General features: G+C 74.1%; 21 protein-coding genes. 15 read left to right on the top strand and 6 right to left on the bottom strand.

Translation table 11 applies throughout. From position 1 onward, the window contains the following. Nucleotides 1–232 precede the first annotated feature (232 nt). Nucleotides 233–1,873, bottom strand: a complete 1,641-nt coding sequence (locus tag ASG36_RS08275; RefSeq protein WP_082522863.1) for a Rieske 2Fe-2S domain-containing protein — start codon at nt 1,871–1,873, stop codon at nt 233–235. Nucleotides 1,874–2,034: 161 nt separating this feature from the next. Here ASG36_RS08275 and ASG36_RS08270 point away from each other — a divergent pair, with 161 nt between their 5' ends. Then, nucleotides 2,035–2,394 (top strand): DUF485 domain-containing protein, encoded by a 360-nt coding sequence (locus tag ASG36_RS08270; protein ID WP_055761789.1) that lies wholly within the window; start codon nt 2,035–2,037, stop codon nt 2,392–2,394. Beyond that, a complete protein-coding gene (locus ASG36_RS08265) occupies nt 2,391–4,025 on the top strand; it encodes a cation acetate symporter (protein WP_055761786.1) in 1,635 nt (544 codons plus the stop codon). The genes ASG36_RS08270 and ASG36_RS08265 overlap by 4 nt, the downstream gene beginning before the upstream one ends. A gap of 107 nt (nt 4,026–4,132) precedes the next feature. Here the strand turns inward: ASG36_RS08265 and ASG36_RS08260 are convergent, their stop codons facing one another. Next, nucleotides 4,133–5,827 (bottom strand): AMP-binding protein, encoded by a 1,695-nt coding sequence (locus tag ASG36_RS08260; RefSeq protein WP_055761783.1) that lies wholly within the window; start codon nt 5,825–5,827, stop codon nt 4,133–4,135. A 181-nt stretch (nt 5,828–6,008) separates the two neighbouring features. Here ASG36_RS08260 and ASG36_RS08255 point away from each other — a divergent pair, with 181 nt between their 5' ends. The 10 genes from ASG36_RS08255 to ASG36_RS08210 all read left to right on the top strand — a co-directional run bounded on the left by ASG36_RS08255 (nt 6,009) and on the right by ASG36_RS08210 (nt 17,841). Then, nucleotides 6,009–7,163, top strand: coding sequence for an acyl-CoA dehydrogenase family protein (locus ASG36_RS08255; protein WP_055761780.1), 1,155 nt, complete (start codon nt 6,009–6,011; stop codon nt 7,161–7,163). Between the two features lie 10 nt (nt 7,164–7,173). Further along, the gene (locus ASG36_RS08250; RefSeq protein ID WP_055761777.1) at nt 7,174–8,775 is read left to right on the top strand and encodes an AMP-binding protein; all 1,602 of its coding nucleotides are present in this window, start codon (nt 7,174–7,176) and stop codon (nt 8,773–8,775) included. Next, nucleotides 8,772–10,403: an acyl-CoA carboxylase subunit beta gene (locus tag ASG36_RS08245; protein WP_055761773.1), complete on the top strand. Its 1,632-nt coding sequence runs from the start codon at nt 8,772–8,774 to the stop codon at nt 10,401–10,403. Before ASG36_RS08250 ends, ASG36_RS08245 begins: the two co-directional genes overlap by 4 nt. A gap of 5 nt (nt 10,404–10,408) precedes the next feature. Then, complete coding sequence (locus ASG36_RS08240; RefSeq protein ID WP_235494711.1) at nt 10,409–12,376, top strand: biotin carboxylase N-terminal domain-containing protein; 1,968 nt, start codon at nt 10,409–10,411, stop codon at nt 12,374–12,376. Next, nucleotides 12,373–13,131: an enoyl-CoA hydratase/isomerase family protein gene (locus tag ASG36_RS08235; protein ID WP_055761768.1), complete on the top strand. Its 759-nt coding sequence runs from the start codon at nt 12,373–12,375 to the stop codon at nt 13,129–13,131. The genes ASG36_RS08240 and ASG36_RS08235 overlap by 4 nt, the downstream gene beginning before the upstream one ends. A gap of 1 nt (nt 13,132) precedes the next feature. Next, on the top strand, nt 13,133–13,918 hold the full coding sequence (locus ASG36_RS08230) for a TIGR03084 family metal-binding protein (protein WP_055761765.1): 786 nt from the start codon (nt 13,133–13,135) through the stop codon (nt 13,916–13,918). Continuing rightward, on the top strand, nt 13,915–15,672 hold the full coding sequence (locus ASG36_RS08225; protein WP_055761762.1) for an acyclic terpene utilization AtuA family protein: 1,758 nt from the start codon (nt 13,915–13,917) through the stop codon (nt 15,670–15,672). The genes ASG36_RS08230 and ASG36_RS08225 overlap by 4 nt, the downstream gene beginning before the upstream one ends. Next, complete coding sequence (locus ASG36_RS08220; RefSeq protein ID WP_055761759.1) at nt 15,669–16,259, top strand: TetR/AcrR family transcriptional regulator; 591 nt, start codon at nt 15,669–15,671, stop codon at nt 16,257–16,259. Before ASG36_RS08225 ends, ASG36_RS08220 begins: the two co-directional genes overlap by 4 nt. Beyond that, entirely contained in the window at nt 16,256–17,497 is a 1,242-nt protein-coding gene (locus ASG36_RS08215; protein ID WP_055761756.1) for a glutamate mutase L, read from the top strand. The genes ASG36_RS08220 and ASG36_RS08215 overlap by 4 nt, the downstream gene beginning before the upstream one ends. A 155-nt stretch (nt 17,498–17,652) precedes the next feature. Continuing rightward, nucleotides 17,653–17,841 (top strand): hypothetical protein, encoded by a 189-nt coding sequence (locus ASG36_RS08210; protein WP_157498655.1) that lies wholly within the window; start codon nt 17,653–17,655, stop codon nt 17,839–17,841. Here the strand turns inward: ASG36_RS08210 and ASG36_RS08205 are convergent. Together ASG36_RS08205 and ASG36_RS08200 are read right to left on the bottom strand one after the other, a co-directional pair. Then, nucleotides 17,825–19,309, bottom strand: a complete 1,485-nt coding sequence (locus ASG36_RS08205) for a PH domain-containing protein (protein WP_055761750.1) — start codon at nt 19,307–19,309, stop codon at nt 17,825–17,827. The genes ASG36_RS08210 and ASG36_RS08205 overlap by 17 nt on opposite strands. Then, on the bottom strand, nt 19,306–19,806 hold the full coding sequence (locus ASG36_RS08200; RefSeq protein WP_055761748.1) for a PH domain-containing protein: 501 nt from the start codon (nt 19,804–19,806) through the stop codon (nt 19,306–19,308). Before ASG36_RS08200 ends, ASG36_RS08205 begins: the two co-directional genes overlap by 4 nt. A gap of 59 nt (nt 19,807–19,865) precedes the next feature. On the opposite strand from ASG36_RS08200, the gene ASG36_RS08195 reads away from it, so the two are divergent. Continuing rightward, the gene (locus ASG36_RS08195) at nt 19,866–20,195 is read left to right on the top strand and encodes a rhodanese-like domain-containing protein (protein ID WP_235494758.1); all 330 of its coding nucleotides are present in this window, start codon (nt 19,866–19,868) and stop codon (nt 20,193–20,195) included. A 42-nt stretch (nt 20,196–20,237) separates the two neighbouring features. On the opposite strand, the gene ASG36_RS08190 is transcribed toward ASG36_RS08195, so the two are convergent. Together ASG36_RS08190 and ASG36_RS08185 are read right to left on the bottom strand one after the other, a co-directional pair. Further along, the gene (locus ASG36_RS08190) at nt 20,238–21,881 is read right to left on the bottom strand and encodes a long-chain fatty acid--CoA ligase (protein WP_235494708.1); all 1,644 of its coding nucleotides are present in this window, start codon (nt 21,879–21,881) and stop codon (nt 20,238–20,240) included. Between the two features lie 23 nt (nt 21,882–21,904). Beyond that, the gene (locus ASG36_RS08185) at nt 21,905–23,107 is read right to left on the bottom strand and encodes a cytochrome P450 (protein WP_055761740.1); all 1,203 of its coding nucleotides are present in this window, start codon (nt 23,105–23,107) and stop codon (nt 21,905–21,907) included. 40 nt (nt 23,108–23,147) lie between these two features. Here ASG36_RS08185 and ASG36_RS08180 point away from each other — a divergent pair, with 40 nt between their 5' ends. Together ASG36_RS08180 and chvE are read left to right on the top strand one after the other, a co-directional pair. After that, nucleotides 23,148–24,083, top strand: coding sequence for a DUF5926 family protein (locus ASG36_RS08180; protein WP_055761737.1), 936 nt, complete (start codon nt 23,148–23,150; stop codon nt 24,081–24,083). A 270-nt stretch (nt 24,084–24,353) separates the two neighbouring features. Continuing rightward, nucleotides 24,354–25,508, top strand: coding sequence for a multiple monosaccharide ABC transporter substrate-binding protein (gene chvE / locus ASG36_RS08175; protein ID WP_200944366.1), 1,155 nt, complete (start codon nt 24,354–24,356; stop codon nt 25,506–25,508). Nucleotides 25,509–25,635: the final 127 nt, after the last annotated feature.

Here is a 25,635-nt window from a genome sequence, read left to right as displayed (position 1 = left end):
CCATGACCAAGACGAGCATCCTCCTCGGAACCGCCTGGACCGGTGCGGCTGCGGCCGCCGTGGGCCTGGGCCTCGTGGCCGTCGGCCTGATCGACGCCGACGGCGCGACCGCAGCCACCCCCGCTGCCTCGACCAGCACGCTGGCGACGGCGGCGCCCGCGACGACCCCCGCCCCCGGCGCGACCGGGACCGTGACCACCGCCGGGGTGCACCAGACCGCCGGCGGCACCGTCTACGCCAGCTGCACCGACGGCACCCCGTCCGTCTCGGGTGCCCCCGCCCTCGGGTGGGAGCTCGACGACAGCCCCGCCCCCGGCGAGGTGGAGTTCAAGCAGGGTGACCTGCGGGTCGAGGTGCTGGTCACCTGCGGCGCCGACGGGCCGGTCTTCACCGACGACGACCGCTCCGGCGGCTCGTCCTCCTCGTCCTCCTCGTCCACCGCCCCGGCCACCGGCTCGACGTCGGCACCCACGTCGGCCGACGACCACGGCTCGGGCGGGCACGGCGCCGACGACACCGGCCCCGACGACTCGGGTTCGGGCTCCGGGTCCGGGTCCGGGTCCGGGTCCGACGACTCCGGCAGCGACGACCACGGCTCGGGCGGACACGGCTCCGACGACTGAGCCCCGCACGCCTCCGCCGACGGCGCCCACCCCACCGGGGTGGGCGCCGTCCTCACGCCGCGGCCTGGTCCTCCGCCGGGCCGCGGCGCCGCGGCCCCGGTCGCCCGCACCCCCACCACCCAGTCGGCCAGCGTGCGGCGCAGCGCGACCCCGAGCCGGTCGGCCGGCACGTGCAGCTCCGCGCGCATCGTCAACGGCAGCCCGGGGCTGCCGGCCCGCTCGAGCAGCCGGAGGTCCGCGGCGAGCTCCGTCCGCTGCTGCGCCACGGCGGCGGCCCGCTCGGCCCGGGACGCCCCGGGCAGCGTGACCCGCACGTAGACCCGGGTGGAGTCGGCGTCCTCCGGCTGGAGCAGGACGAGCACGGTGCGGGCCGTCCCGTCGTCCCGGCGCCGGAGCTGGAACGGCGTGGCCACGTCGGCCCGGCCGCCGGCCCAGGTGCCGGCGAAGCCGCCCTCGTGCAGCACGACCTCGGGCACCGCGGGGGTCGGGTCCAGCAGCGCGTCAGCGAGGACGGCGGCCGGGACGCCGGTGCGCACCGCCGGCAGCCAGGTGCCGCCCGGGTCGGACGGCGCGAGGTCGGCACCGAGCGGCTCGGCCGGCGCCAGCCAGACCACCCCCCACAGCTCCCGCACCCCCCAGGCCGGGGCGGCCGCGGTCACCTCCCCGCCGGTGCGCTCCAGCGTCCAGGTCCGCCCGAGCAGCCGGACGGCGAGCCACCCGCCCTCCCGCAGCTCGACGGCGAGGGCCACCGGGTGCCAGGCGTGCTCCAGCGAGGCGTCCAGGTTGCCCAGCACCGGACCGGTCGGGCCGGGCAGCGCCGGGACCGGGTCGGCCGTCGTGTGCGCTCCGGCCCGGGGCGGGCGGTGGTGGACGGTGCGTTCGGGGGCGATCCACACCCAGCCGTCGCGTTCCTCGACCGCCCAGGGGGCGGACAGGTCCGCGCGCGGGGGCGGGGTGCCGTCGACGCCGAGGGACGGGATGTCCACGCAGCGGCCGTCGGTGGTGAACCGCCAGCCGTGGTGCGCGCACTCCAGGGTGCCGTCCACGACGGACCCGGTGGTCAGCGGCGCCAGCCGGTGCGGGCAGCGGGCCGACAGCGCGGTGACCTCGGCGCCCGGCCGCAGCCGCAGGACGACGTAGGGACGCCCGCCCGCGCCGACCGAGAGCGGGGCGCCACCCACGTCGGCCGCACGGGCGACGGGGAACCAGCCGGTGGAACCGGGTGAGGGGACAGTCCTCGAGAGGGCCATGCACCAGTGGACCGCCCGGGGATCACCCCCGCGTTGCCCGCAGGTGACGAGTTCGGGTCGGCCCGGACCGGACCGGGTCCCGGCGGGTCGTTCCGGAACCCCCCACCGCACCCCTAGTGTGAGCGTTCACACACAGCGGACCCACAGTGAGGTTGGACCCCGTGACACAGCCCGAACGCCGGCTCCTCACCCCCGAGGAGTACCGCCAGGCCCAGAACTCCCCGGAGTTCACCGAGCTGCGCCGACGCTTCCGACGGTTCGCCGTCCCGATGACCGTGGCCTTCCTGGCCTGGTACCTGCTCTACGTGCTGCTCTCCACCTACGCGGTGGACCTGATGAACACCCACGTGTTCGGCAACGTGAACCTCGGGATCCTGCTGGGCCTGGGCCAGTTCGTCACGACGTTCCTCATCACCCAGCTCTACGTCGCGTACTCCGCGCGGCGCACCGACCCCATCTCCGACGAGATGCGCGGCCGGCTCGAGGCCCACGAGTTCGCTGCCAAGGAGGACCCGCGATGACCCCGGAGACGATCGGCGAACCGGCCGTCAACATCTCGATCTTCGGCGTCTTCGTCCTGATCACGCTGGTCATCACGTTCCGGGCCAGCCGGGGCAACTCCAGCGCGGCGGACTTCTACGCCGCCGGGCGCAACATCTCCGGCACCCAGAACGGCCTGGCGATCGCCGGGGACTACCTGTCCGCGGCCTCGTTCCTCGGCATCGCCGGCGCCATCGCGGTCTACGGCTACGACGGCTTCCTCTACTCCATCGGCTTCCTGGTCGCCTGGCTGGTGGCGCTGCTGCTCGTCGCCGAGCTGCTGCGCAACACCGCCCGGTTCACCATGGCCGACGTCCTGGCCTTCCGGATGCGCCAGGGGCCGGTGCGCACGGCGGCCGCGCTGTCCACGCTGACCGTCTCGCTGTTCTACCTGCTCGCCCAGATGGCCGGCGCCGGCGGACTGGTCACCCTGCTGCTCGGGGTCAGCGGCGAGGCCGCCCAGGCGCTCACCGTCGTCGTCGTCGGCGCGCTGATGATCTTCTACGTTCTCGTCGGCGGCATGCGCGGGACCACCTACGTGCAGCTGATCAAGGCGACGCTGCTCATCGCCGGTGCGTTCGTCATGACGATCTGGGTGCTGGGGAAGTACGGGTTCAACCTGTCCTCGCTGCTCGGCGGGGCGGCCGACACCGCCGCCGTGCAGGCCACCCCGCGCGACGTGCTCTCCCCGATGGGCCAGTACGGCGCCAGCGGCACGTCCAAGCTGGACTTCGTCTCCCTGGGCCTGGCGCTGGTGCTCGGCACGGCGGGTCTGCCGCACGTGCTCATGCGCTTCTACACGGTGCCGACGGCCAAGGACGCCCGGAAGTCCGTGGTCTGGGCGATCTGGCTGATCGGGTTCTTCTACCTGTTCAGCCTGGTCATCGGCTACGGCGCCGGCGCCCTGGTCGGGGCCGACGAGATCCTCGCCGCCCCCGGCGCGGTCAACTCCGCCGCCCCGCTGCTGGCCTTCGAGCTCGGCGGCACCGTGCTGCTGGGCATCATCGCCGGCGTCGCCTTCGCCACGATCCTCGCGGTCGTGGCCGGCCTGACCATCACCGCGTCGGCGTCCTTCGCCCACGACGTCTACAACTCGGTGATCAAGAAGGGCTCCGCGTCGGGCAAGCAGGAGGTCCGGGTCGCCCGGATCACCTCGGTGGTCATCGGCGCGGTCGCCATCGGGCTGGGCATCCTGGCGCTGCAGGCCGGGCTGAACATCGCCTTCCTGGTGGCGCTGGCCTTCGCCGTCGCGGCCTCGGCGAACCTGCCGACGATCCTCTACACGCTGTTCTGGAAGCGCTTCACCACCCAGGGCGCGCTGTGGTCGATCTACGGCGGGCTGATCTCCTGCCTGGTGCTGATCCTGTTCTCCCCGGTCGTCTCCGGCGGTGCGGTCAACCCGGCCACCGGCAAGTCCACGTCGCTGATCCAGGACGTCGACTTCTCCTGGTTCCCGCTGAACAACCCGGGCCTGGTCTCCATCCCGCTGGCCTTCTTCCTCGGCTGGCTGGGCACGATGCTGTCCAAGAAGAAGCCGGACGTCGACAAGTACGCCGAGCTCGAGGTGCGGTCCCTGACCGGCATCGGCGCGGAGCAGGCCGTCCAGCACTGAGGAAGGGCCCCCTCGCCCCCCAGCCCACGCTCCGCGCGGGCCGGGGCCCTGCGAGGGGGCCGTACCGCAGAGCCCCGGCGTCCACAGGACGCCGGGGCTCTGCTGCGTCAGCGGGGGACCGTGGAGAGGTCGGCGGCGGCGTCGTCGTAGAGGTCGGCCATCGCCGTCCGCAGCTTGTACTTGAGCACCTTGCCGCCCACGGTCTCGGGCAGCGCGTCGCTGAAGAGCACCGCCTTGGGCGTCTCGAAGCCGGCCAGCCGGACCCGGCACCAGTCCACGAGCTCGCGCTCGGTGATCGTGGCCCCGGGCGCCCGGACGACGACCGCCGTCACCGCCTCGCCCCAGCGGTCGTGCCGCAGCCCCACGACGGCGGCCTTGGTCACCTGCGGGTGCTCGTGCAGCAGGGCCTCCACCCGGATGCTGGAGACGTTCTCGCCGCCGCTCTTGATGATGTCCTTGTACCGGTCGACCATGATCCGCAGCCCGTCCTCGTCGACCACGCAGCTGTCCCCGGAGTGGAACCAGCCGTGGCGGAAGGCCTCCTCGGTGGCGGCCCGGTCCCGGTAGTAGCCGGCGGTCACGACCGGGGAGCGGTAGACGGCCTCGCCGGGCACCCCGGGGGAGTCCATCAGGGAGCTGCCGTCGACGTCCATCACGGTGGAGGCGAGCAGCGGGCTGGGGATGCCCACGTAGTTCACCGACGAGCCGGCGGCCCGGTACTTGGCGTCCTCGACGTCGGGCCAGAACCGGTGGCAGCTGATCGCCTCGGTCTGCCCGAAGATGCCGACCAGGGTCAGGCCCTCGCCGCAGGTCGCCTTCAGCGAGTCCCGGACGCCGACCTCGACGGCACCCCAGCCGTAGACGACCACCCGGAGCGTGCTGGTCCCCGGTGCGGACACCGCGGCCAGCTCGGCGGCAAAGGCCTTGACCAGCTGCGGTGAACCGCCCCAGACCGCCGTCCCACCCTCGCGGACGACGGCCGCGGCCATGTCCGCCGGCACCGGGCGCCGGCCGATGACCAGCCGCCCCCCGGCCAGGAACGCCGACAGCGACAGGATCTGGTCGGCCACGTGGTAGACGACGGGCAGGAACGCGACCTGGACGACGTCGGCCTCGACCGGGATCCCGCGGGTGAGCGACAGGGCGTAGCCCAGCGCCGCCTGGTGGGCGTAGTGGTGGGACAGCATCACGCCCTTGGGCAGGGCGGTCGTCCCGGAGGTGAAGAGGATCTCCCAGACGTCGTCGCCGTGGACGGTCGCCGCCCCGGCGTCCCCGGCGGACTGGGCGGCGGTGAAGTCGGCGAAGGACGCGCTGCCCTCGACCGGGCCCCCGCCGATGGTCACGGTGACGTCCACGGCCAGGTCGCAGGCCTCGAAGGCCGGGCGCACGTGCTCCCAGAGCTCGGCGTCGACGACGGCGAACCGCGGCTGCGCCAGGTCCACCAGCTGCTGCACGACGTCGGGGGCCAGGGAGGGGTTCAGCGGCACCGACACCAGCCCGGCCCGGGCCGCACCGAGCTTGGTCAGGTAGGCCTCGACGGAGTTCTCGCAGACCAGCAGCACCCGGTCGCCGCGCACCAACCCGGCCGCGAGCAGCCCGTGGGCGATCCGGTCGACCAGCCCCGCGGCCTCCCGGTAGGTCAGCCGCTCGAACGCCGGGTCGCCGAACGCCCCTGTCCACCCGGTGATCGCCACCCGGTCGGGCCGGCTGTACGTCAGCCGTTCCAGCACGTCTCCGACGCTCGTCCGGTTCCACCGGTCGTCGGCCCGGCGGTCGTACAGGCTGTCCACGTCGATGGCCACGCGTGCTCCTCGTCCCCGGCCGGGCGTCGTCGCGCGGCGTCGTCGGGAGTGAACCGTCGACCACTCGGCACCCTCCCGTCAAGGGCGTGCTGTGAGCCCGTGCACAACGGGGCCTGGTCTCTGTCTGTGGGGTCGGCTACGGTGCGGCAGTAGTGAACGACCGATCACATGGGAGTGCCCGATGGAGTTCGCCGAGAAGCCCGAGCTGCAGGCCCTGCGCGAGACCGTGGGCGCCATCGCGGCCCGCTACGGCGGCGCGCACTACGCCGAGCACGCCGCCCGGCACGAGCCGCTGACCGAGCTGTGGGCCGAGCTGGCCCGGGGCGGCTTCATCGGCATCAACGTCCCCGAGGAGTTCGGCGGCGGGGGAGGTGGGCTGGTCGAGCTCGCGATCGTCTGCGAGGAGATCGCCGCGCAGGGCTGCCCGATGCTGCTGCTCCTGGTGTCGGCGGCGATCTCGGCGGAGGTGATCACCCGCTTCGGCGACCCCGAGCAGAAGCAGCGCTGGCTGCCCGGCCTGGCCGACGGCACGTCCAAGGTGGTCTTCGCCATCACCGAGCCGGGTGCGGGGTCCAACAGCCACCAGCTCGCCACCACCGCCCGCCGCGAGGGCGACGACTGGCTGATCTCGGGCACCAAGTACTACATCTCCGGCGTCGACGAGGCGCAGGCGCTGATGGTCGTGGCGCGCACCGGCACCGACGAGGTCAGCGGCAGGGCGCAGATGTCGCTGTTCCTGGTGCCCACCGACGCCGAGGGCCTGGTCGCGCAGCCGCTGCCGGTGGACGCGATGCTCCCCGAGCGCCAGTTCACGCTGTTCTTCGACGACGTCCGGGTCGGTCCGGAGATGGTGGTGGGCGAGGTCGGTGCCGGGTTCGCGCAGGTGTTCCACGGCCTGAACCCCGAGCGGATCACCGGCGCCGCGCTCTGCGTCGGCATCGCCCGGTACGCGCTGGGCAGGGCCACCGCCTACGCCAACGAGCGCACCGTCTGGAAGGCCCCCATCGGGTCGCACCAGGGCGTCTCCCACCCGCTGGCCAAGGCCGCGATCGAGACCGAGCTGGCCGCGCTGATGACCCGCAAGGCCGCCTGGACCCACGACGCGGGTCTGCCTGCCGGGGAGTCCTCGAACATGGCCAAGTACGCCGCCGCGGAGGCCGCGCTCGGCGCGGTGGACGCCGCGATCCAGACCCACGGCGGCAACGGGCTGTCCACCGAGTACGGCCTGGTCCCGTACTGGGGGTTGGCCCGCCTGCTGCGGATCGCCCCGGTGAACCGGGAGATGGTGCTCAACCACGTCGCCCAGCACACCCTCGGCCTGCCCCGCTCCTACTGAGGAGAGCCCCGTGCCCGTCACCCCCCTGCAGGACAACCTGGTCCACCGGGTCAACGTCGGCGACACCCTCACCCGCACCGCGGACCGGATGCCGTCCAAGGTCGCCGTCGTCGACGGGGACCGCCGGATCACCTACCGCGAGCTCGACGACTGGACCGACCGGCTGGCCCACACCCTCGTCGACCGGGGCTACGCCCCCGGGGACTCCCTGGGCCTGGCCAGCGGCAACAGCGCGGAGTTCCTGGCCGTCTACTACGCCTGCGCGAAGGCCGGCGTGGTCTGCGTGCCGCTCAACCTGGGCTGGCGGGCCGCCGAGGCCGGCTACGTGCTCGGGCACGCCGGCGTCCGCGGGATCGTGCTGGAGGCCCAGCTCGCCGACTGGGTGGGCGAGGCGCTCACCGACGTGGACGGCGTCACCGACGTGGTGGTCGCCCCCGGCACCGGCGGACCGGTGCCGAGCACCCTGGCCGGTCGGACGACGACCACCCTGGAGGGGTTCACCGGCACCGGCACCGGCCCCGTCGAGGTGCTGGTCGCCGACCGGGCGCCGCTGACCTACCTCTACACCTCGGGCACCACCTCGGCGCCCAAGGGCGTGGTGGGCAACCACCTGGCCGTCTACGTCGAGTCGATGACCATGGCGCTGGAGGCCCGCTGGACCGACGAGGACCGGTTCATCGCGATGATGCCGATGTTCCACACCGCCCAGCTCAACTGCTTCTGCACCCCGGCCGTGCTGCTCGGCGCCACCCTGGTCGTGCACCGCGGGTTCGACGCCGACCGGTTCCTGGACACCGTCGAGGCCGAGGGGATCACCCAGGTGTTCGGCCTGCCCATGATGTTCCGCGCGCTCACCGAGCGGCCCGACACCTCCGGCCGCGACCTCTCCACCCTGCGGCGGGCCTGCTACGCCATGGCCCCGATGCCCGAGGCGCAGCTGCGCCGGGCGATCGAGGTGTTCGGCTGCGAGTTCTTCCTGCTCTTCGGACAGACCGAGATGAGCCCGACCACCACGCTGTTCCGGCCCGAGCACCAGCTCACCCACGCCGGGGCGGTCGGCACCCCGACCGTCGGCGTCCGGGTCGCCCTGGTGGGCCCGGACGGGGAACGGGTGCCCGCCGGCAGCGAGGGCGAGATCGTCTACCGCTCCCCGCAGGCGCTCACCGAGTACCTGCACGACCCGGCCGCCACCGAGGCGGCCTTCGCCGACGGCTGGTTCCACTCCGGGGACATCGGCCGCTTCGACGACGACGGCGTGCTCTGGTTCGCTGACCGCTCCAAGGACGTGATCAAGACCGGCGGGGAGAACGTCGCCTCCATCGAGGTCGAGCGCGCGCTCTACGCCGCCGACCCCGACATCGCCGAGGTGGTGGCGGTCGGTCTGCCCCACGAGCGGTGGACCGAGGCGATCACCGCCGTCGTCGTCGCCCGGCCCGGGACGACGATCGACACCGACGCGCTGCTGGCCGCCGTCCGCACCCGGCTGGACGGCTACAAGGTGCCCAAGGCCGTCGTCGTGCTGGAGGACCTGCCGCGCACCTCCACCGGCAAGGTGCAGAAGAACGTGCTGCGGCAGCGGCTGGCCGACCACTACCGCGAGGTGACCGCGTGACCGTCTCCGCCGACCCCCGGGTCACCGAGGGCACCGTGCTGACCTCGCTGCTGGACACCCGCGGCGACCAGTACCGGACCAACCGCACCGCCTCCCTGGCCGTGCTCGACCAGCTCGAGGAGCAGCTCGACCTGGTCCGGGCCGGCGGCGGTGAGCGGTACCAGGCCCGGCACCGCGACCGCGGCCGGCTGCTCGCCCGGGAGCGGATCGAGCTGCTGCTGGACCGGGACGCGGCCTTCCTCGAGCTGTCCTCGCTGGCCGCCTGGGGCACGCCCTTCACCGTCGGGGCCAGCATCGTCACCGGCATCGGCGTCGTCTCCGGCGTGGAGTGCGTGCTCATCGCGCACGACCCCACGGTGCGCGGTGGGGCGATGAACCCGATCTCGCTGAAGAAGACGCTGCGCGCGCTGGAGATCGCCCGGCGCAACCGGCTCCCGGTGGTCAACCTGGTCGAGTCCGGCGGTGCGGACCTGCCCAGCCAGGCCGACCTCTTCGTCAACGCCGGCCAGATCTTCCACGACCTCACCGAGCTCTCCTCGATGGGCGTCCCGACGATCGCGCTGGTGTTCGGCAACTCCACGGCCGGGGGCGCCTACGTGCCCGGCATGTGCGACTACTCGGTGCTGGTCGACCAGCAGGCCAAGGTGTTCCTCGGCGGCCCGCCGCTGGTCAAGATGGCCACCGGCGAGGACGCCGACGACGAGGAGCTGGGCGGCGCGGCGATGCACGCCCGGGTCTCCGGGGTCGCCGACCACTTCGCCGTCGACGAGCGGGACGCGATCCGGCTGGGCCGGCGGATCATCTCGGAGCTGAACTGGCGCAAGCAGGGCCCGGGGCCGAGCCTGCCCGCCGACGAACCGCTGTTCGACCCCGAGGAGCTGCTGGGCATCGCCCCGGCCGACATCCGGGTGCCCTTCGACCCCCGCGAGGTGCTCGCCCGGGTCGTCGACGGTAGCCGGTTCGGTGAGTACAAGCCGGAGTACGGCACCAGCCTGGTCACCGGGTTCGCCTCGGTGCACGGCTTCCCGGTCGGTGTGCTGGCCAACGCCCGCGGGGTGCTGTTCAGCGAGGAGGCCAAGAAGGCCGCCGAGTTCATCCAGCTGGCCAACCAGGTCGACACCCCGCTGGTCTTCCTGCAGAACACCACCGGCTACATGGTCGGGAAGAGCTACGAGCAGGGCGGCATCATCAAGGACGGCGCCAAGATGATCAACGCCGTCACCAACTCCACGGTCCCGCACATCACGATCAACACCGCGGCGTCCTTCGGGGCCGGCAACTACGGGATGAGCGGGCGGGCCTACGACCCCCGGCTGATGTTCGCCTGGGCCGGCGCCAAGCTCGCCGTCATGGGCGCCACCCAGCTGGCCGGGGTGATGTCCATCGTCGGCAAGGCCTCGGCGGAGGCCTCGGGTCGGCCCTTCGACCAGGCCGCGGACGACGAACGACGGCGCGGCATCGAGGCCCAGATCGAGGCCGAGTCGCACTCGTTCTTCGTCACCTCGAAGGTCTACGACGACGGCCTGCTGGACCCCCGCGACACCCGCACGGTGCTCGGCATCGCGCTGTCCGCCGCCCACTCGGGCCCGATCGAGGGGCGCCGTGGCTACGGCGTCTTCCGGATGTGAGCACCGTGACCATCTCCAAGCTGCTCGTGGCCAACCGGGGTGAGATCGCGCTGCGGGTCATCCGCACCGCCCGCGAGATGGACGTCGCCACCGTCGCCGTCTTCTCCGACCCCGACGCGGACGCACCGTTCGTGCACGCCGCCGACGAGGCCGTCGCGCTCCCCGGGTCGAGTCCGGCCGACACCTACCTGCGCGGTGACCTGGTGATCGCCGCGGCGCTGGCCACCGGTGCGCAGGCGGTGCACCCGGGCTACGGGTTCCTCAGCGAGAACGCCGGCTTCGCCCGGGACTGCGCCGCGGCCGGGCTGGTCTTCGTCGGCCCGACCCCCGAGGCGATCGACGCGATGGGCTCCAAGACCGCGGCCAAGGAGCTGATGGCCGCCGCCGGGGTGCCGGTGCTGCCCGGCGTCGTGGTCGCCGAGGGCACCGACCTGGTCGCCGAGGCCGCCCGGATCGGCTACCCGGTGCTGGTCAAGGCCGCGTTCGGTGGCGGCGGCCGCGGCATGCGCATCGTCGCGGGCCCGGACGGGCTGACCGACGCCGTCGACAGCGCCCGGCGCGAGGCGGTGTCGGCGTTCGGCGACGGCACGGTGTTCCTGGAGCGCTACGTCGAGCGGCCCCGGCACGTCGAGGTCCAGGTCGTCGGCGACACCCACGGCACCGTCGTGCACCTCTTCGAGCGGGAGTGCTCGATCCAGCGCAGGTACCAGAAGGTGCTGGAGGAGGCGCCGTCCCCCGCGGTGGACGACGCGCTGCGCGCCCAGCTCGGCAAGGCCGCGGTCGCCGCGGCGCAGGCGATCGGCTACGTCGGCGCCGGCACCGTGGAGTTCGTGCTCGCCCCCGACGGCGACTTCTTCTTCCTGGAGGTCAACACCCGGCTGCAGGTCGAGCACCCGGTCACCGAGCTGGTCACCGGCCTGGACCTGGTGCGGGTGCAGCTGCAGGTCGCCGAGGGCCTCCCGCTGCCGCCCGAGGTGCTCGACGCCCGGGTCACCGGGCACGCGATCGAGGCCCGGCTCAACGCCGAGGACGTGCCGGCCGGGTACCTGCCGGTCACCGGCACCGTGCACCGCTTCGCCGTCCCCGCCCTGCCCGGCGTGCGGGTGGACAGTGGCGTGGCCGACGGCTCGGTGGTCGGCGTGCACTACGACTCGATGCTGGCCAAGGTGATCGCGCACGGGGCCACCCGGGACGAGGCCTGCCGGCGGTTGGCCCGTGCGCTGGCCGAGACCCGGGTGCACGGCATCGTCACCAACCGCGACCTGCTGGTCGCCGTGCTGCGGGAGCCGGAGTTCCGCGCCGGGGAGATCGACACCGGCTACCTGGGCCGGCACCCCGAGCTCACCTCACCCCGCGTGGACGCCGAGGTGACCGCCCTGCACGCCGCCGCGGCGGTGCTCGCCGACGCCGCCGGCCGCCGGGCCACCGCGCGGGTGCAGCGACCGGTGCCCAGCGGCTGGCGGAACGTGCCGAGCGTGGACCAGGTCGCCGTCCTCGCGCACGGCGACGACGAGCTGGAGGTCCGGTACCGGCGGACCCGGGAGGGCTGGCGGGTGCGCGTCGGGGACACCGCACTCGACGTCGGCGCCGTGCAGGCGACCGCGGACCGGGTGCTGCTGACCGTCGGCGGGGTCCGCCGGTCCCTGGCCGTGCACCGGGTGGGCGAGGAGGTGTTCGTCGACGGCCCCGCCGGGTCGACGGCGTTCACCGAGGCGCCGCGGTTCCCGGTACCCGGCAGCCAGGCCGGGGAGGGCTCGCTGCTGGCCCCCATGCCCGGCACCGTCGTCCGGGTCGCGGTGGCCGAGGGCGACACCGTGACCGCGGGGCAGACCGTGCTGGTGCTGGAGGCGATGAAGATGGAGCACGTGGTGGCCGCACCCACCGACGGCGTGGTCGGCGAGCTGCACGCGACGGTCGGCGAGACCGTCGACACCGGCGCCGTGCTGGCCGTGGTGACGGCGGTGGAGGCGTGAGCGTCACCTACGAGGTGGTCCGCCGGGTCGCCTGGCTGACCATCGACCGGCCCGAGGCCCGCAACGCGTTGTCGGCCGAGGTCCGGCGGCTGCTCACTGAGGGCTTCGAGCGCTTCGCCGCCGACGAGGACGCCGCCGTCCTGGTCGTCACCGGCGCGGGGGAGAAGGCGTTCTGCGCCGGCGGGGACCTGCGGGAGATGGCCGACACCGGCCTCGCCGTGCCGCCGCCGGACTTCGTGCCCCAGCCCGGCCGGACGATCGAGCTGACCAAGCCGGTGGTCGCGGCGGTCAACGGGATCGCCTACGGCGGCGGGTTCCTCCTCGCCCAGCAGTGCGACCTGGTGCTGGCCGCCGAGCACGCTCGGTTCGCGATCAGCGAGGCCAAGGTCGGCCGGGGTGCGCCCTGGGCGGCCCCGCTGTCCTGGCTGGTCCCCCCGCGGATCGCCATGCAGCTGCTGGTCACCGGCGACCCGATCACCGCGCAGCGCGCGTACGAGGTCGGCCTGGTCAACGAGGTCGTGCCGGCCGGCGAGCTGCACGACGCCGCCCAGGCCCTCGGCGAGCGGATCGCGGCCAACGCCCCGCTCTCGGTCGCCGCGGGCAAGCAGACCGTGCGGCTGATGGCCGGACAGCGGTTCGCCGACGCCTACGCCGAGGCCGAGGCGCTGTGGGAGCCGGTCTACCTGTCCGACGACGCCCAGGAGGGACCGGCCGCGTTCCGGGACAAGCGCACCCCGGTCTGGACGGGGCGCTGACGTGCCCGTCGACATGGGCGCGCTCGTCGCCGACCTCGCCGCCGAGTCCGCCGACCTGGACCGGGTGCTCACCGCACTGCCCGAGGACGCCTGGGCCACCCCCACGCCGGCGGAGGGCTGGACGGTCGCCGACCAGGTCGTGCACCTGGCCCACTTCGACGAGACCGCGACCACCGCGGCGCTCGACCCCGACCGGTTCCGCGCCGAGGCCGAGGCGCTGATGGCGCACGGCGACGACTTCACCGAGGTGGTCACCGCCGCGAACCGCGGGCGCGCGCCGGCCGACCTGCTGGGCTGGCTGCGCACCGCCCGGGCCGGGTACCTGCGGGTGTTCGGCGCGCTGGACCCCGGCACGGTGCTGCCCTGGTACGGCCCCCCGATGAGCGCCGCCTCCTCGGTGACCGCCCGGCTGATGGAGACCTGGGCGCATGGCCAGGACGTCGTCGACGCCGTCGGCGCCACCCGCGAGCCCACCGGCCGGCTGCGGAACACCGCCCACCTGGGGGTGGCCACCCGGGGCTGGAGCCACCGGGTCCGGGGTGAGGAGCCGCCGTCCGAGCCGGTCCGGGTGGAGCTGACCGCACCCGACGGCGCGGTCTGGACCTGGGGACCCGCCGACGCCGAGGACCGGGTGACCGGCCCCGCGCTGGACTTCTGCCTGCTGGTCACCCAGCGCCGGCACCGCGCCGACCTCGCCCTGACCGCCACCGGCCGGGTCGCCGACCACTGGCTGGACCTCGCGCAGGCCTTCGCCGGCCCGCCCGGACCCGGGAGGACCGCCTCGTGACGCGGGAGCCGATCAGGATCGCCAACTGCTCCGGCTTCTACGGCGACCGGCTGGCCGCCGCCCGGGAGATGGTCGAGGGCGGCCCGATCGACGTCCTCACCGGCGACTACCTGGCCGAGCTGACCATGCTCATCCTCTGGAAGGCCAGCCAGAAGGACCCCGACGCCGGCTTCGCCCGCACCTTCCTCACCCAGCTCGAGGAGGTGCTCGGCACCTGCCTGGACCGCGGGATCAAGGTGGTCAGCAACGCCGGTGGCCTCAACCCGGCCGGCCTGAGCACCCAGATCGGCGCGCTCGCCGAACGGCTCGGGCTGCACCCGCAGGTGGCGTACGTGCACGGGGACGACCTGCTGCCCCGGGTGCCGCAGCTGCTCGCCGACGGCGTGGACCTGGCCCACCTGGACACCGGTCAGCGGCTGGCCAACGCCGGGGTCGACCCGGTCTCGGCCAACGCCTACCTGGGCGGCTGGGGCATCGCCGAGGCGCTCACCGCCGGGGCGGACGTCGTCGTCACCGGCCGGGTCACCGACGCCTCGGTCGTCGTCGGGCCGGCGGCCTGGTGGCACGGCTGGTCGCGCACCGACTGGGACGCCCTGGCCGGTGCGGTCGCCGCCGGGCACGTGATCGAGTGCGGGCCCCAGGCGTGCGGGGGCAACTACGCGTTCCTGGACGAGGTCGTCGACCGCCGGTACCCCGGCTTCCCGATCGCCGAGGTCGCCGCCGACGGGTCCAGCGTGATCACCAAGCACGCCGACACCGGCGGCCTGGTCTCGGTCGGCACCGTCACCGCCCAGCTGCTCTACGAGATCGACTCCCCGGTCTACGCCAACCCCGACGTCGTCGCCGACTTCGGCACCTGCGAGCTCACCCAGCAGGCGCCGGACCGGGTGCTGATCGCGGGCACCCGGGGGTCGGCGCCCCCGGACCGGCTGAAGGTCGCGCTGAACCACCTGGGCGGCTACCGCAACACCATGACCCTGGTGCTCACCGGGCTGGACGTGGAGGAGAAGGCGGCCTGGGCCACCGACGAGCTGTTCGGCATCCTCGGCGGCCGGGACTCCTTCGCCGGGACCGACGTCCAGCTGCTCCGCTTCGACACCGCCGACTCCCCGCTCAACGCGCACGCAACCGCGCACCTGCGGGTGACCGTGAAGGACCCCGACCGGCGGAAGGTCGGCCGGCGGTTCTCCGACGCCACCATGCAGCTGGCCCTGGGTGGCTACGCCGGGTTCCACACCACCACCCCGCCGTCGGCGGAGAGCGCCTACGGCGTCTACTGGCCGGCCCTGGTGCCCCGCGACCTGGTCGAGCACGTCGTCGTCCTGCCCGACGGCACGTCCCGGCTGGTCGACCACTCCCCGTGCGGTCCGGTCCCCGCGCCGGTGTCCGCCGCGGTGCCGGCCTGGGACGACGACGGGCCCACCGAGCGGGTGCCGCTCGGCCGGCTGGTGGGGGCGCGGTCCGGGGACAAGGGCGGCAACGCCAACGTCGGGCTCTGGGCCCGGGACGAGGAGACCTGGGCGTGGCTGGCCGCCACGATGACCGTCGAGCGGTTCCGCGACCTGCTGCCCGAGGCGGCCGACCTCGCCGTCCGCCGGTGGGAGCTCCCGCACCTGCGCGCGCTCAACCTGGTCGTCGTCGGACTGCTGGGGGAGGGCGTGGCCTCGGCGACCCGGCCCGACCCGCAGGCCAAGGGGCTGGGGGAGTACCTGCGCTCCCGGACCCTCGAGGTGCCGGTCAGACTGCTGCGGTGACCAGCGACGGGGGTGGCGTGCGCACCCGCGACCCCGACCGGCGGGTGCGGATCCTCCGGGTGGCCGCCGACCTGCTGGCCGACCGCGGGTTCCACGGCGTCTCGATGGCCGACATCGGCGGGGCGGCCGGCATCGTCGGGTCGGGGGTCTACCGGCACTTCGACAGCAAGTCCGCCGTCCTGGTCGCGCTCCTGGACGACGTGATGGACCGGCTGCTGCAGACCGCCTCGACCGCCGGGGCCTCGGGCCGGGACGAGCGCGAGGTGCTCGCCGACCTGGTGCACGGCCAGGTGCTCTTCGCCGTCGACGACCGGGCGCTGCTGCAGCTCTACCAGCGCGAGGTGCACAGCCTCCCCGACGCCGACCGCCGCCGGCTCCGTCGCCTGCAGCGGCACTACGTGGAGGAGTGGGTGCACGTGCTCGCCGAGCTCCGCCCGGAGCTGACCGACGCCGTCGCCCGGGCCTCGGTGCACGCCGCGATCGGCGCGGTGCAGTCGGTGGCCACCTACGACGGCGGCCTGCCCCGGGACGAGGTGGTCGCGCTGCTCACCCGCACCGCCTACGCCTGCCTCGGCGTCGAGCCGTGACCGCGCTGGCCTGCGTCGACATCGGCTCCACCTTCACCAAGGCCGCCCTCGTCGACACCGACACCGGGGCGCTGCTGGCCACCGCCCAGGCCCCCACCACGCTGGAGGACGTCGTCCGCGGGGTGCTCACCGCGACCGCCGGCTTCCCCGACGCCCCGGTGCGGGCCTGCTCCAGCGCCGGCGGTGGGCTGCGGCTGGCCGTGGTCGGCTACGAGGCGCTGATCAGCGCGGAGGCCGGGCACCGCGCCGCGTTGAGCGCCGGTGCACGGGTGGTGCACGTGGCCGCCGGGCTGCTGTCCGCCGACGGGCTGGTCGGTCTGGCCGCCGCCCGCCCCGACGTGGTCCTGCTGGTCGGCGGCACCGACGGCGGCGACACCGCGGTGCTCACCCACAACGCCCGGGCCCTGGCCGGGTGGGACCGGTCCGTCCCCGTCGTGCTGGCCGGGAACGCCCAGGTCCAGGACGAGGTGGCCGGCCTGCTGCGGGACGGCGGCCTGCCGGTCACCGTCTGCGACAACGTGCTGCCCGACATCGGCCTGCTCGCCCCCGAGTCGGCCCGGGCGGGCATCCGCGCGGTCTTCCTCGAGCACGTCATCGGCGGCGACCGGCTGTCCACCGACCCGCGGTTGCGGCAGTGGGTCCGCGCGGTCACCCCGGACGCGGTGCTCGACGGGGTCGTGGTGCTGGCCGGTCTGCGCGCCGACGCCGCCGTCCCCGGCGTGGTGGTGCTCGACGTCGGCGGCGCCACCACCGACGTGTACTGCGTGCCCGACCTCGACCCCGAGCAGGCCGCGCTGCGCCGCGAGGCGGTCGGCGTGCCCGCGCACCGGCGCACCGTGGAGGGCGACCTCGGGGTGCACCACGCGGTCGAGGACCTGCGGTCCGCGGCGCACGCCGAGGGCCTGCCGCCGCTGCCCGACGGCGCCCTGGCGATGGGCGAGGCGGCCGCCACCGTGGCGCTGCGCCGGCACCTGCGCGCCGAGGCCGCCTACGGCCCGGGCGGGGCCAGCGCCCGCGGGGTGGGCCTGGTCGTGCTGTCCGGCGGGGTGTTCCGGCACGCCGACGCCGCCGCCCGGGACGCCGTCGTCACCCGGCTGGCCGCCGACCGCGGAGGCGCCGGAGGCGTGCTCGGCGGGACCGAGGTCGCCGTCGACGACCGGTACGTGCTGGCGGCGGCCGGGTTGCTGGCCGGCGACCACCCCGCCGCCGCCCGCGGCCTGCTCGCCCCCCTCGCCTGACCCCCTCGCGCGCCCGCTCTTCGATCAGGTGGGACGACCACCGTGCGTCCTCAGCCACCGACGCCGGTGGAGGAGGACGCACAGTGGTCGTCGGAGCTGATCGACGCCGGGGGCCCCGGGTGGCGGTGGGCGCCGGGTTCCGAGACGGTGGTGGCATGGAGTGGGCGACGTTCCTGAGCCGGTTGACCCTCTGGGTGGTCGTGGGGGCGGTGGCCGGGCTGCTCGTGGGTCTGGTGCTGCTGGGCCTCGACGTGGTCGACAACCCGTTCTGGTGCGTGTCGATCGGCATCGTCGTGGCCGCGGTGGCCATGCCGATGCGCCGGGCCGTCAGCCGGGAGGGCTGAGCGTCCGGGCCCACCGGCCCGACGCGGCGGCGGCGAACGGTGCCGCGTCGTCCGCACTGACGTCCAGCGCGGTGTAGCCGCCGCTGCCCGCGCCGACGGCCGCCACGACGGTGGCCAGGCCCTGCCGGCGCTGGAAGAACGTCTGGTGCACCTGCCAGCCGACCACGGCGCGACGCTGCAGCACCGCCTGCTCGCGCACCAGCCAGCCCGACCGCACCGAGAACGACCGGGACCCGGCCGCGTGGCCCAGCGCGGCGTACCGGCCCAGCCCCAGCGGCACCCCGAGCGCGCTCAGCACGAGCCCGACGGCGAGCAGCCACCACTGTCCGGTCAGCGCCAGCAGCACGCCACCGCCCACGGTCACCAGCAGCCCGCCGACGACGGCCCGCAGGATCCTCCGCTGGCGCGCCGCGGGCGGGTGGGCCCGCAGCGGGCCCGGGTCCTCGACCAGCCGGGAGGCCAGTGCCCACGCCTCCGCCCGCGGGCCCAGCGGCAGCAGCTGCCCCCGCCGGGTGGCATCGCCCAGGCCGGTGACCAGGGCCGAGGCCCGCGCGGCCCCGACCCAGCGCATGCCCAGGCCCTCCGAGACCGTGCAGCCGCGGATCCGGTCGACCTCCAGCTCGGTGTGCCGCCGGGTCAGCAGCCCCCGGACGGCGACGAGCGACCCACCCCGGCGGACCAGCCGGAACCGCCAGTTCACCAGCGCGCTGCCCACCACCGCACCGACGGCCAGCAGCACGACGGCGACCAGGAGGACGACGACCAGCAGCCCGGTGTCGGTGAGGTCGGGCCGCCCCAGGTCGGGCGTGAACCGGTCGGGCAGCTCGTCGGCCAGCCGGAACAGCGCGCCCACCGCGGCCAGGGGCACGGCCAGGTAGCTGCCGACGAGCGGGGCGTAGAGCAGCCAGCGGTTGTCGAACCGGGCGAACTCCTCCTCGACCGGCTCGGCCTCGAAGGCCTCCACCGGCACCTCGGGGGCGCGCCGGGCCAGGAGGTGGACGCGCAGCCGGTCGGCCTCGGCGGGGGTGATCCCGTCGACGACCAGCTCCTCCTCCTTGGCCGAGACGGCGCCGGCCGCGGCGTCGACCCGCACCCGGACCAGGCCCAGGAGCCGGTGCACCAGCGGGGTCTCGACCTCCACGCCGCGCACCCGGTCGTTGGGCACGGTGCGCACCGAGCGGGACAGCAGGCCGCGGGTGACGACCATCGCGGACGCACCGTCGACGTAGGTGAACCGCCACCACGACAGCAGCGCCCCGGCCAGCGACAGCACGGTGATCCCGACCGCGATGAGCACGACGGCGAACACCCCGTCGGTCAGCCCGCGGAACGCCCCGATGCCCAGCACGACCGGCACGAACTGCCGGGCCTGCCGGAAGGTGATCGTGTGCACGAGCACGACGCGCCAGGAGGTCCGGCGTCCGACCGGGGCCCGCGCCGGGTCCGGCGGCTGCCAGGGACCGCTCACGTGGCCTCGTCCCGCACCGTCTCGGCCCGGCGCGCGAGGTCGTCGGCGACCCGGGCGGCGACGTCGGCCTCCAGGTGCAGGATCCGCACGGTGCCCTGCGAGGACGCCGTCAGGACCGCGACCGTGGCCAGCCCGAACACCTGCTGCACCACCCCGCGGGTGACGTCGACGGTCTGGATCCGGGACACCGGCACCAGCGTCCAGGTGCGCGACAGCCAGCCGGTGAGGGTGTAGACCGCCTCGTCGGTGACCTCCCAGCGGTGCACCCGGTACCGCAACCGCGGGCGCAGCCCGATCGTCACCACGGCCTCGACCACCACGAGCACCGGGAGCAGCACCGCCACCCAGGTGGGCAGCGGGAGGAACACCTCCAGGAGCACCACCACGACCACCCAGAACAGCGCCCCGAGGACCCCCTCGGCAGTCCACAGCCCGATCGCGTTGCGACCTGGGGACCAGGCGGGCTGTCGGGCCGGGTCGTGCCGGGGAGCGCTCATCGCCGTCCATCCTCGCAGGCCGGACCCCGGGCGGGCGTGCCACGATGGGGTGCGTGACGATGCCGCAGCAGGTCCCCACCGTGCCCGCCGACCAGGTCCCCGACGACGCCGTCGTGCTCGACGTGCGTGAGGACGACGAGTGGGTGGCCGGCCACATCGACGGCGCGACGCACGTGCCGATGGGCGAGGTGCCCGCCCGGCTGGACGACCTCCCCGAGGGCGACCCGCTCTACGTGACCTGCCGGGGCGGTGGCCGCTCGGCCCGGGTCGCGGCCTGGCTGAACCAGAACGGCTACGACGCGGTGAACGTCGGCGGCGGCATGGGCGACTGGGAGGCCGCCGGCCGTCCCATGGTCAGCGAGACCGGGCAGGCCCCCCGCGTGGTGTGAGGGAGGGTGGGAGCGCAGCAGGACGGCGCTCCCACCCTCCGCTCACCGCGGCTGGTAGTCCGCGAAGCGGGTGCGCAGGTCCTTCTTGGAGAACTTGCCGACGCTGGTCTTGGGCACCTCGTCGATGAACTCGACCGCCTCGGGCAGCCACCACTTGGCCACCAGCGGGGTGATGTGGTCGATGATCTCCTGCTTGGAGGACTCCTCGCCCTCCTTGAGGACGACGCAGGCCAGCGGGCGCTCGTCCCACTTGGGGTCGGGGATCGCGATGACCGCGGCCTCCTTGACCTTGGGGTGGCTCATGATCGCGTTCTCCAGGTCGACCGAGCTGATCCACTCACCGCCGGACTTGATCAGGTCCTTGGTCCGGTCGGCGATGCGCACCGAGCCGTAGGAGTCGACCGCGGCCACGTCGCCGGTCTTCATCCAGCCGTCGGAGGTGGACAGCTCCACGCCCTCGTCGGGCCTGTAGTAGTCCTGCGCGGTGGTCGAGCCGCGCACCTGGAGCTCGCCGGTGGCGACGTCGTCCCAGGGCAGCTCGTCGGTGGTGCCGGCCTCGACGATCCGCACCTCGACGCCCATGAACGGGATGCCGGCGCGGGCGCGCCAGGCGGCCTTGTCCTCGTCGCTGCCGTCGAACAGGTGGCGGGGGAGGCGGGCCGAGGTGGCCACCGGGTGCGTCTCGGTCATGCCCCAGGCCTGCAGGATCGGCAGCCCGACCTGCTCGCGGTAGGCCTCGCTGAGGGCCTTGGGGACGGCGGACCCACCGCAGCCGATGTCGCGCAGCTGGTGCTCGCGGCCGGCCAGCTCGGGGAGCACGCCCTGCCAGATGGTGGGCACGCCGGCGGTGAACGTGACGCCCTCGTCGACGATCAGGTCCGCCAGCGCCTTGGGCTGCATCATCGGGCCGGGGAAGACCATCGCGGCACCCACCGAGGGGCCGGCCTGCGCCAGGCCCCAGGCGTTGGCGTGGAACATCGGCACGACCGGCATGACGACGTCGGTCTCGCCCATCGAGAAGACGTTGGGCTGCACCACGGCCATGGTGTGCAGCACCGTGGAGCGGTGCGTGTAGAGCACGCCCTTGGGGTTGCCGGTGGTGCCCGACGTGTAGCACATGCTGGCTGCCTGGTCCTCGTCCTCGACCCGGAAGTCGACCGGGCTGGCCGCGGCGAGCAGCTCCTCGTAGTCCCGCACGCGCGGGTCGTCGGGGATCTCGTTGTCCCCGCCGTCGTCCATCACCACGACGTGCTTGACGGTGGTCATCGTGTCCACCAGCGGCCAGAACAGCGGGAGCACCGTGCGGTCGACGAAGACGACCTCGTCCTCGGCGTGGTTGGCGATGTAGGTCAGCTGCTCGGGGAAGAGCCGGATGTTCAGCGTGTGCAGCACGCGCCCGGTGCTGGGGACGGCGAAGTACAGCTCCAGGTGCCGCGCGGAGTTCCAGGCGAACGTGCCCACCCGGCCGTCGGCGCTGATGCCCAGGTCGTCCAGGACCCCGCCCAGCTTGCGGGTGCGCTTGGCCCACTCCGCGTACGTCGTCCGGACCGGCCCGGTGGGCGAGTTCGTCACGATCGGCTTGTGGCCGTGGTGGCGCTCGGCGTACCGGAAGATCGAGTCGATCGTCAGGGGCGTGTGCTGCATGTGACCGCGCATGGAGCGCATCGTGCCAGTGAGCGCGCTCACCTTCTACTGGTGGGTAGCTCCGCTCAGCGGCGCAGCACGACCGGCAGCTCGGCCAGCCCGCGGATGACGAACTCCGGACGACGGACGGCCTCCCCGCCCAGCTCGACGGACGACGTCCGGGAGAGCAGTGCGCCGAACCCGGCCTGCAGCTCGACCCGGGCCAGCGGGGCGCCGATGCAGAAGTGGATGCCGGCCCCGAAGCTCACGTGCGGGTTGTCGGTCCGGCCCACGTCCAGGTCGCCGGGGGAGTCGAAGACCGCGGGGTCGTGGTTGGCGCTGCCCAGCAGGGCGGCGACCTTCTGGCCCCGCTCGACCACGACGCCGCCGAGCTCGACGTCCTCGGTGGCGGTGCGCTCGAAGAGCTGCAGCGGGGAGTCGAAGCGCATCAGCTCCTCGATCGCGGTCGGCAGCAGCGCGGGGTCCGCGCGCAGCCGGGCCAGCTGGTCGGGGTGCTGCAGCAGCGCGAGCAGGCCGTTGCCGGTGACGTTGACGGTGGCCTCGTGACCGGCGTTGAGCAGCAGGATGCAGGTGGTGACCAGCTCGTCCTCGGTGAGGGCGTCCCCGGCGTCGCGGACGCCGACCAGGTGGCTGACCAGGTCGTCCCCGGGCACCCGGCGGCGTTCGGCGGCGAGCTCGCGCAGGTAGGCCACGAACTCGTCGGCGGCCCGCTCGGCGGCGTCCTCGGTGTCGGGGGTGCGGCCGTACTCGTACATCTTCACGATCGCGTTGGACCAGGGCCGCAGCAGCGCCCGGTCGCTCTCGGGGACGCCCAGCAGCTCGGCGATCACCGCGACGGGCAGCTGCTCGGCCATCCCGGTGAGCAGGTCGACCGGGGTGCCGTCGGACGACGCGTCGGCGAGCTCGTCGACCAGCCGGTCGGCCAGCTCCACCACCCACGGCCGCAGCCGCTCCACGTGCCCGCGGGCGAAGGCCTTGCTGATCAGCCGCCGCAGCCGGGTGTGGTGCGGGGGCTCCATCTCCAGGATGGCGTTGCGGTGCACCAGGTTGAACGACCCGAAGCGGTCGGCGGGCTCCCGGTCGGCCCAGATCCGGCCCAGCCGGCGGTCCCGCAGCACGGTGTTGGACTCGGCGTGGGTGAACGCCAGCCACAGCCCCAGCCCCTCGTGCCACTGCACCGGGGCCACGGCCCGGGCGGCGTCGAAGGCCGGGTACGGGTCGAGGACGACGGCGGGGTCGGACAGGTCAAGCGGCGGGGCGGTCGGCACACGCGGAGGCTAGCGACGCCCGCTCCGTAACCTGGGCGGCATGGCCCGCACCGCATCCCGTCGTCGTCCCGCCGCCCCCGCCGCCGACGGTGAGGTCAACCCCAAGGCGCCTTGTCCCTGCGGGTCGGGCCGCAAGTACAAGCACTGCCACGGCTCGGCCTACGCCCCGGTCGTGTCCCGGCCCTTCGAGGGCCTGGCCGGCGAGGCCGACTGGGTGGCGCTGCGCGAGCTGGTGCCCTCGGCGACGGCGACGCTGTCCACCGCGGACGGCCGCACCGTGACCCTGGCCAGCGTGCTGCCCGGGGGCGCCCCCGGCCTGGTCCGGGCCAACGGCGAGATCGTCCTCGGCGTCCAGCTCGCCACCTCCTCCGACGACGTCAGCCGCGACCTGGGCACCGCGCTGGCCGCGGCCCTGGAGGCCCCGGCCGGCAACCCGGTCGACCCGGGCCCGATCGGCGCCGAGGGCTCGGCCGGCCCCCGGCTGCAGGAGCTGCTGGACCCGGCCGCCCCCCTCGAGGTGACCGTGCACGAGGACTTCGGCTTCTGGCTCGAGGGAACCGGCGCAGGCCCGGCCGCGCTGGCCGGCCTGGAGCGGGCCAACGAGGCGGTCATCCCCACCGTCCGGCTCGAGGGCCTGGACGCCGCCTACTGGTGCCGGCCCGCGGTGGACCGGGCCCACGTGCGGTGGGTGCGTCCCGAGCCCGAGGAGCAGCTCCTGGACGCCCTCGCCCGGCTGGGTGCGGCCGAGCAGCTGACCCTTGGTGAGGGCACCAAGTACGCCGGCGCCTTCCGGGCGCACGGCCTCGTCGTCCCGGTGTGGGACGTGCCGGCCGACACCCCGCCGGCCGACTGGGCCGGCCCGGCCGCCGAGCTGCAGACCCGCCTGGAGGCAGCTCTCGCGGTCACCGAGCCGCTGTCCACCGACGAACGCCGGTCGCGGGCCGGGCTGCTCTCCCGGCAGGTCACCCTGCGCTGAGGCGGACGGGGCCCGGGTGGTTCCGAACCCGCCCGGGTCCGCCTGCTGTACGCGACGTGTTGCAGGTCACGCCCGGCCCGCTTCGGCCCGTTCCGCGCACAGCCGGGTTACGTGGGGCCACCGCCTTCGTTACGAGAACGTGACACGAAGCTGTCCGGAACCTCTTGACGGGAGTGTGTTGTTAGCGCTCACAATGTGAGCGCCCGCACAGACGTGGGCCTGAGCGCCGAGATGTGTGTCCGGCGGCAGACGTCTCGAAGAGGAGATCCATTGAGCAACAAGCTCAAGATGACCGCCCTGGGTGCCGCGCTGGCATTCGGCCTGACCGCGTGTGGCGGCGGTGGCGCCGGCAGCGGCGGTGGCGACACCGCGGACGCGGACCCCAGCGACCTCAGCATCGGCGTCTCGATGCCGACCGAGACCTCCGAGCGGTGGATCGCCGACGGCGACGCCGTGCAGTCGCAGCTCGAGGACGCCGGCTACACGGTGGACCTGCAGTTCGCCAACGACGACATCCCCACCCAGTCGCAGCAGATCGACCAGATGATCACCGAGGGCGCTGACCTCCTGATCATCGCCGCGATCGACGGCACCGCGCTCTCCGGCCAGCTCCAGGCCGCCGCCGACGCCAACATCCCGGTCATCTCCTACGACCGCCTGATCCGCGACACCGAGAACGTCGACTTCTACGTCACGTTCGACAACTTCGCCGTGGGCGAGGCGCAGGCCAACGCGCTGCTCACCGGCCTCGGCCTGCAGAACGCCGACGGGTCCGCCGGCACGGCGACCGGTCCGTTCAACATCGAGCTGTTCGCCGGCTCGCTGGACGACAACAACGCGTTCTTCTTCTTCAACGGCGCGATGTCGGTCCTGCAGCCCCTCATCGACGACGGCACGCTCGTCGTCCCCTCGGGCCAGACCACCATCGAGCAGGCCGCCACGCTGCGCTGGCAGCAGGAGACCGCCCAGTCGCGCATGGAGACCCTGCTCACGGGTTCCTACAACGACGGCACGGTCCTCAACGGCGTCCTGTCGCCCTACGACGGCATCTCGCGCGGCATCATCACCGCCCTGCAGAACGCCGGCTACGGCCCGGACCTCGCCTCCACCCCGCAGCCGCTGCCCGCGGTGACCGGTCAGGACGCCGAGATCGCCTCGGTCGCCCTGATCGACCAGGGTGTCCAGAGCTCCACGATCTTCAAGGACACCCGTCAGCTGGCCGAGCAGGCCGTCACCGCCGCCACCGCCATCCTCGAGGGTGGGGAGCCGGAGGCCAACGACACCGAGACCTACGACAACGGCGTCAAGGTCGTCCCGTCGTACCTGCTCCCCGTCGAGACGGTCTACGCCGACGACATCCAGTCGGTGCTCGTGGACTCGGGTTACTACACCGAGTCCGAGGTCCAGTCCGGCCAGGCCGACTGACCCACCCCGCCTGACCCGGTCGGGCCCGGCAGCCTCGCGCTGCCGGGCCCGACCGGCACCACCCCTGGGCACGCTCCCGGGGGCACCTGCACGAGCACGGCACGAGCACGATCCGGCAACGAACGAG

Origin of the sequence: Geodermatophilus sp. Leaf369 (assembly GCF_001424455.1) — a bacterium.
Lineage (GTDB): Bacteria > Actinomycetota > Actinomycetes > Mycobacteriales > Geodermatophilaceae > Klenkia.
Note: the sequence above shows the minus strand (reverse complement) of the source record. Positions and strands in the feature narration are given on the sequence as shown.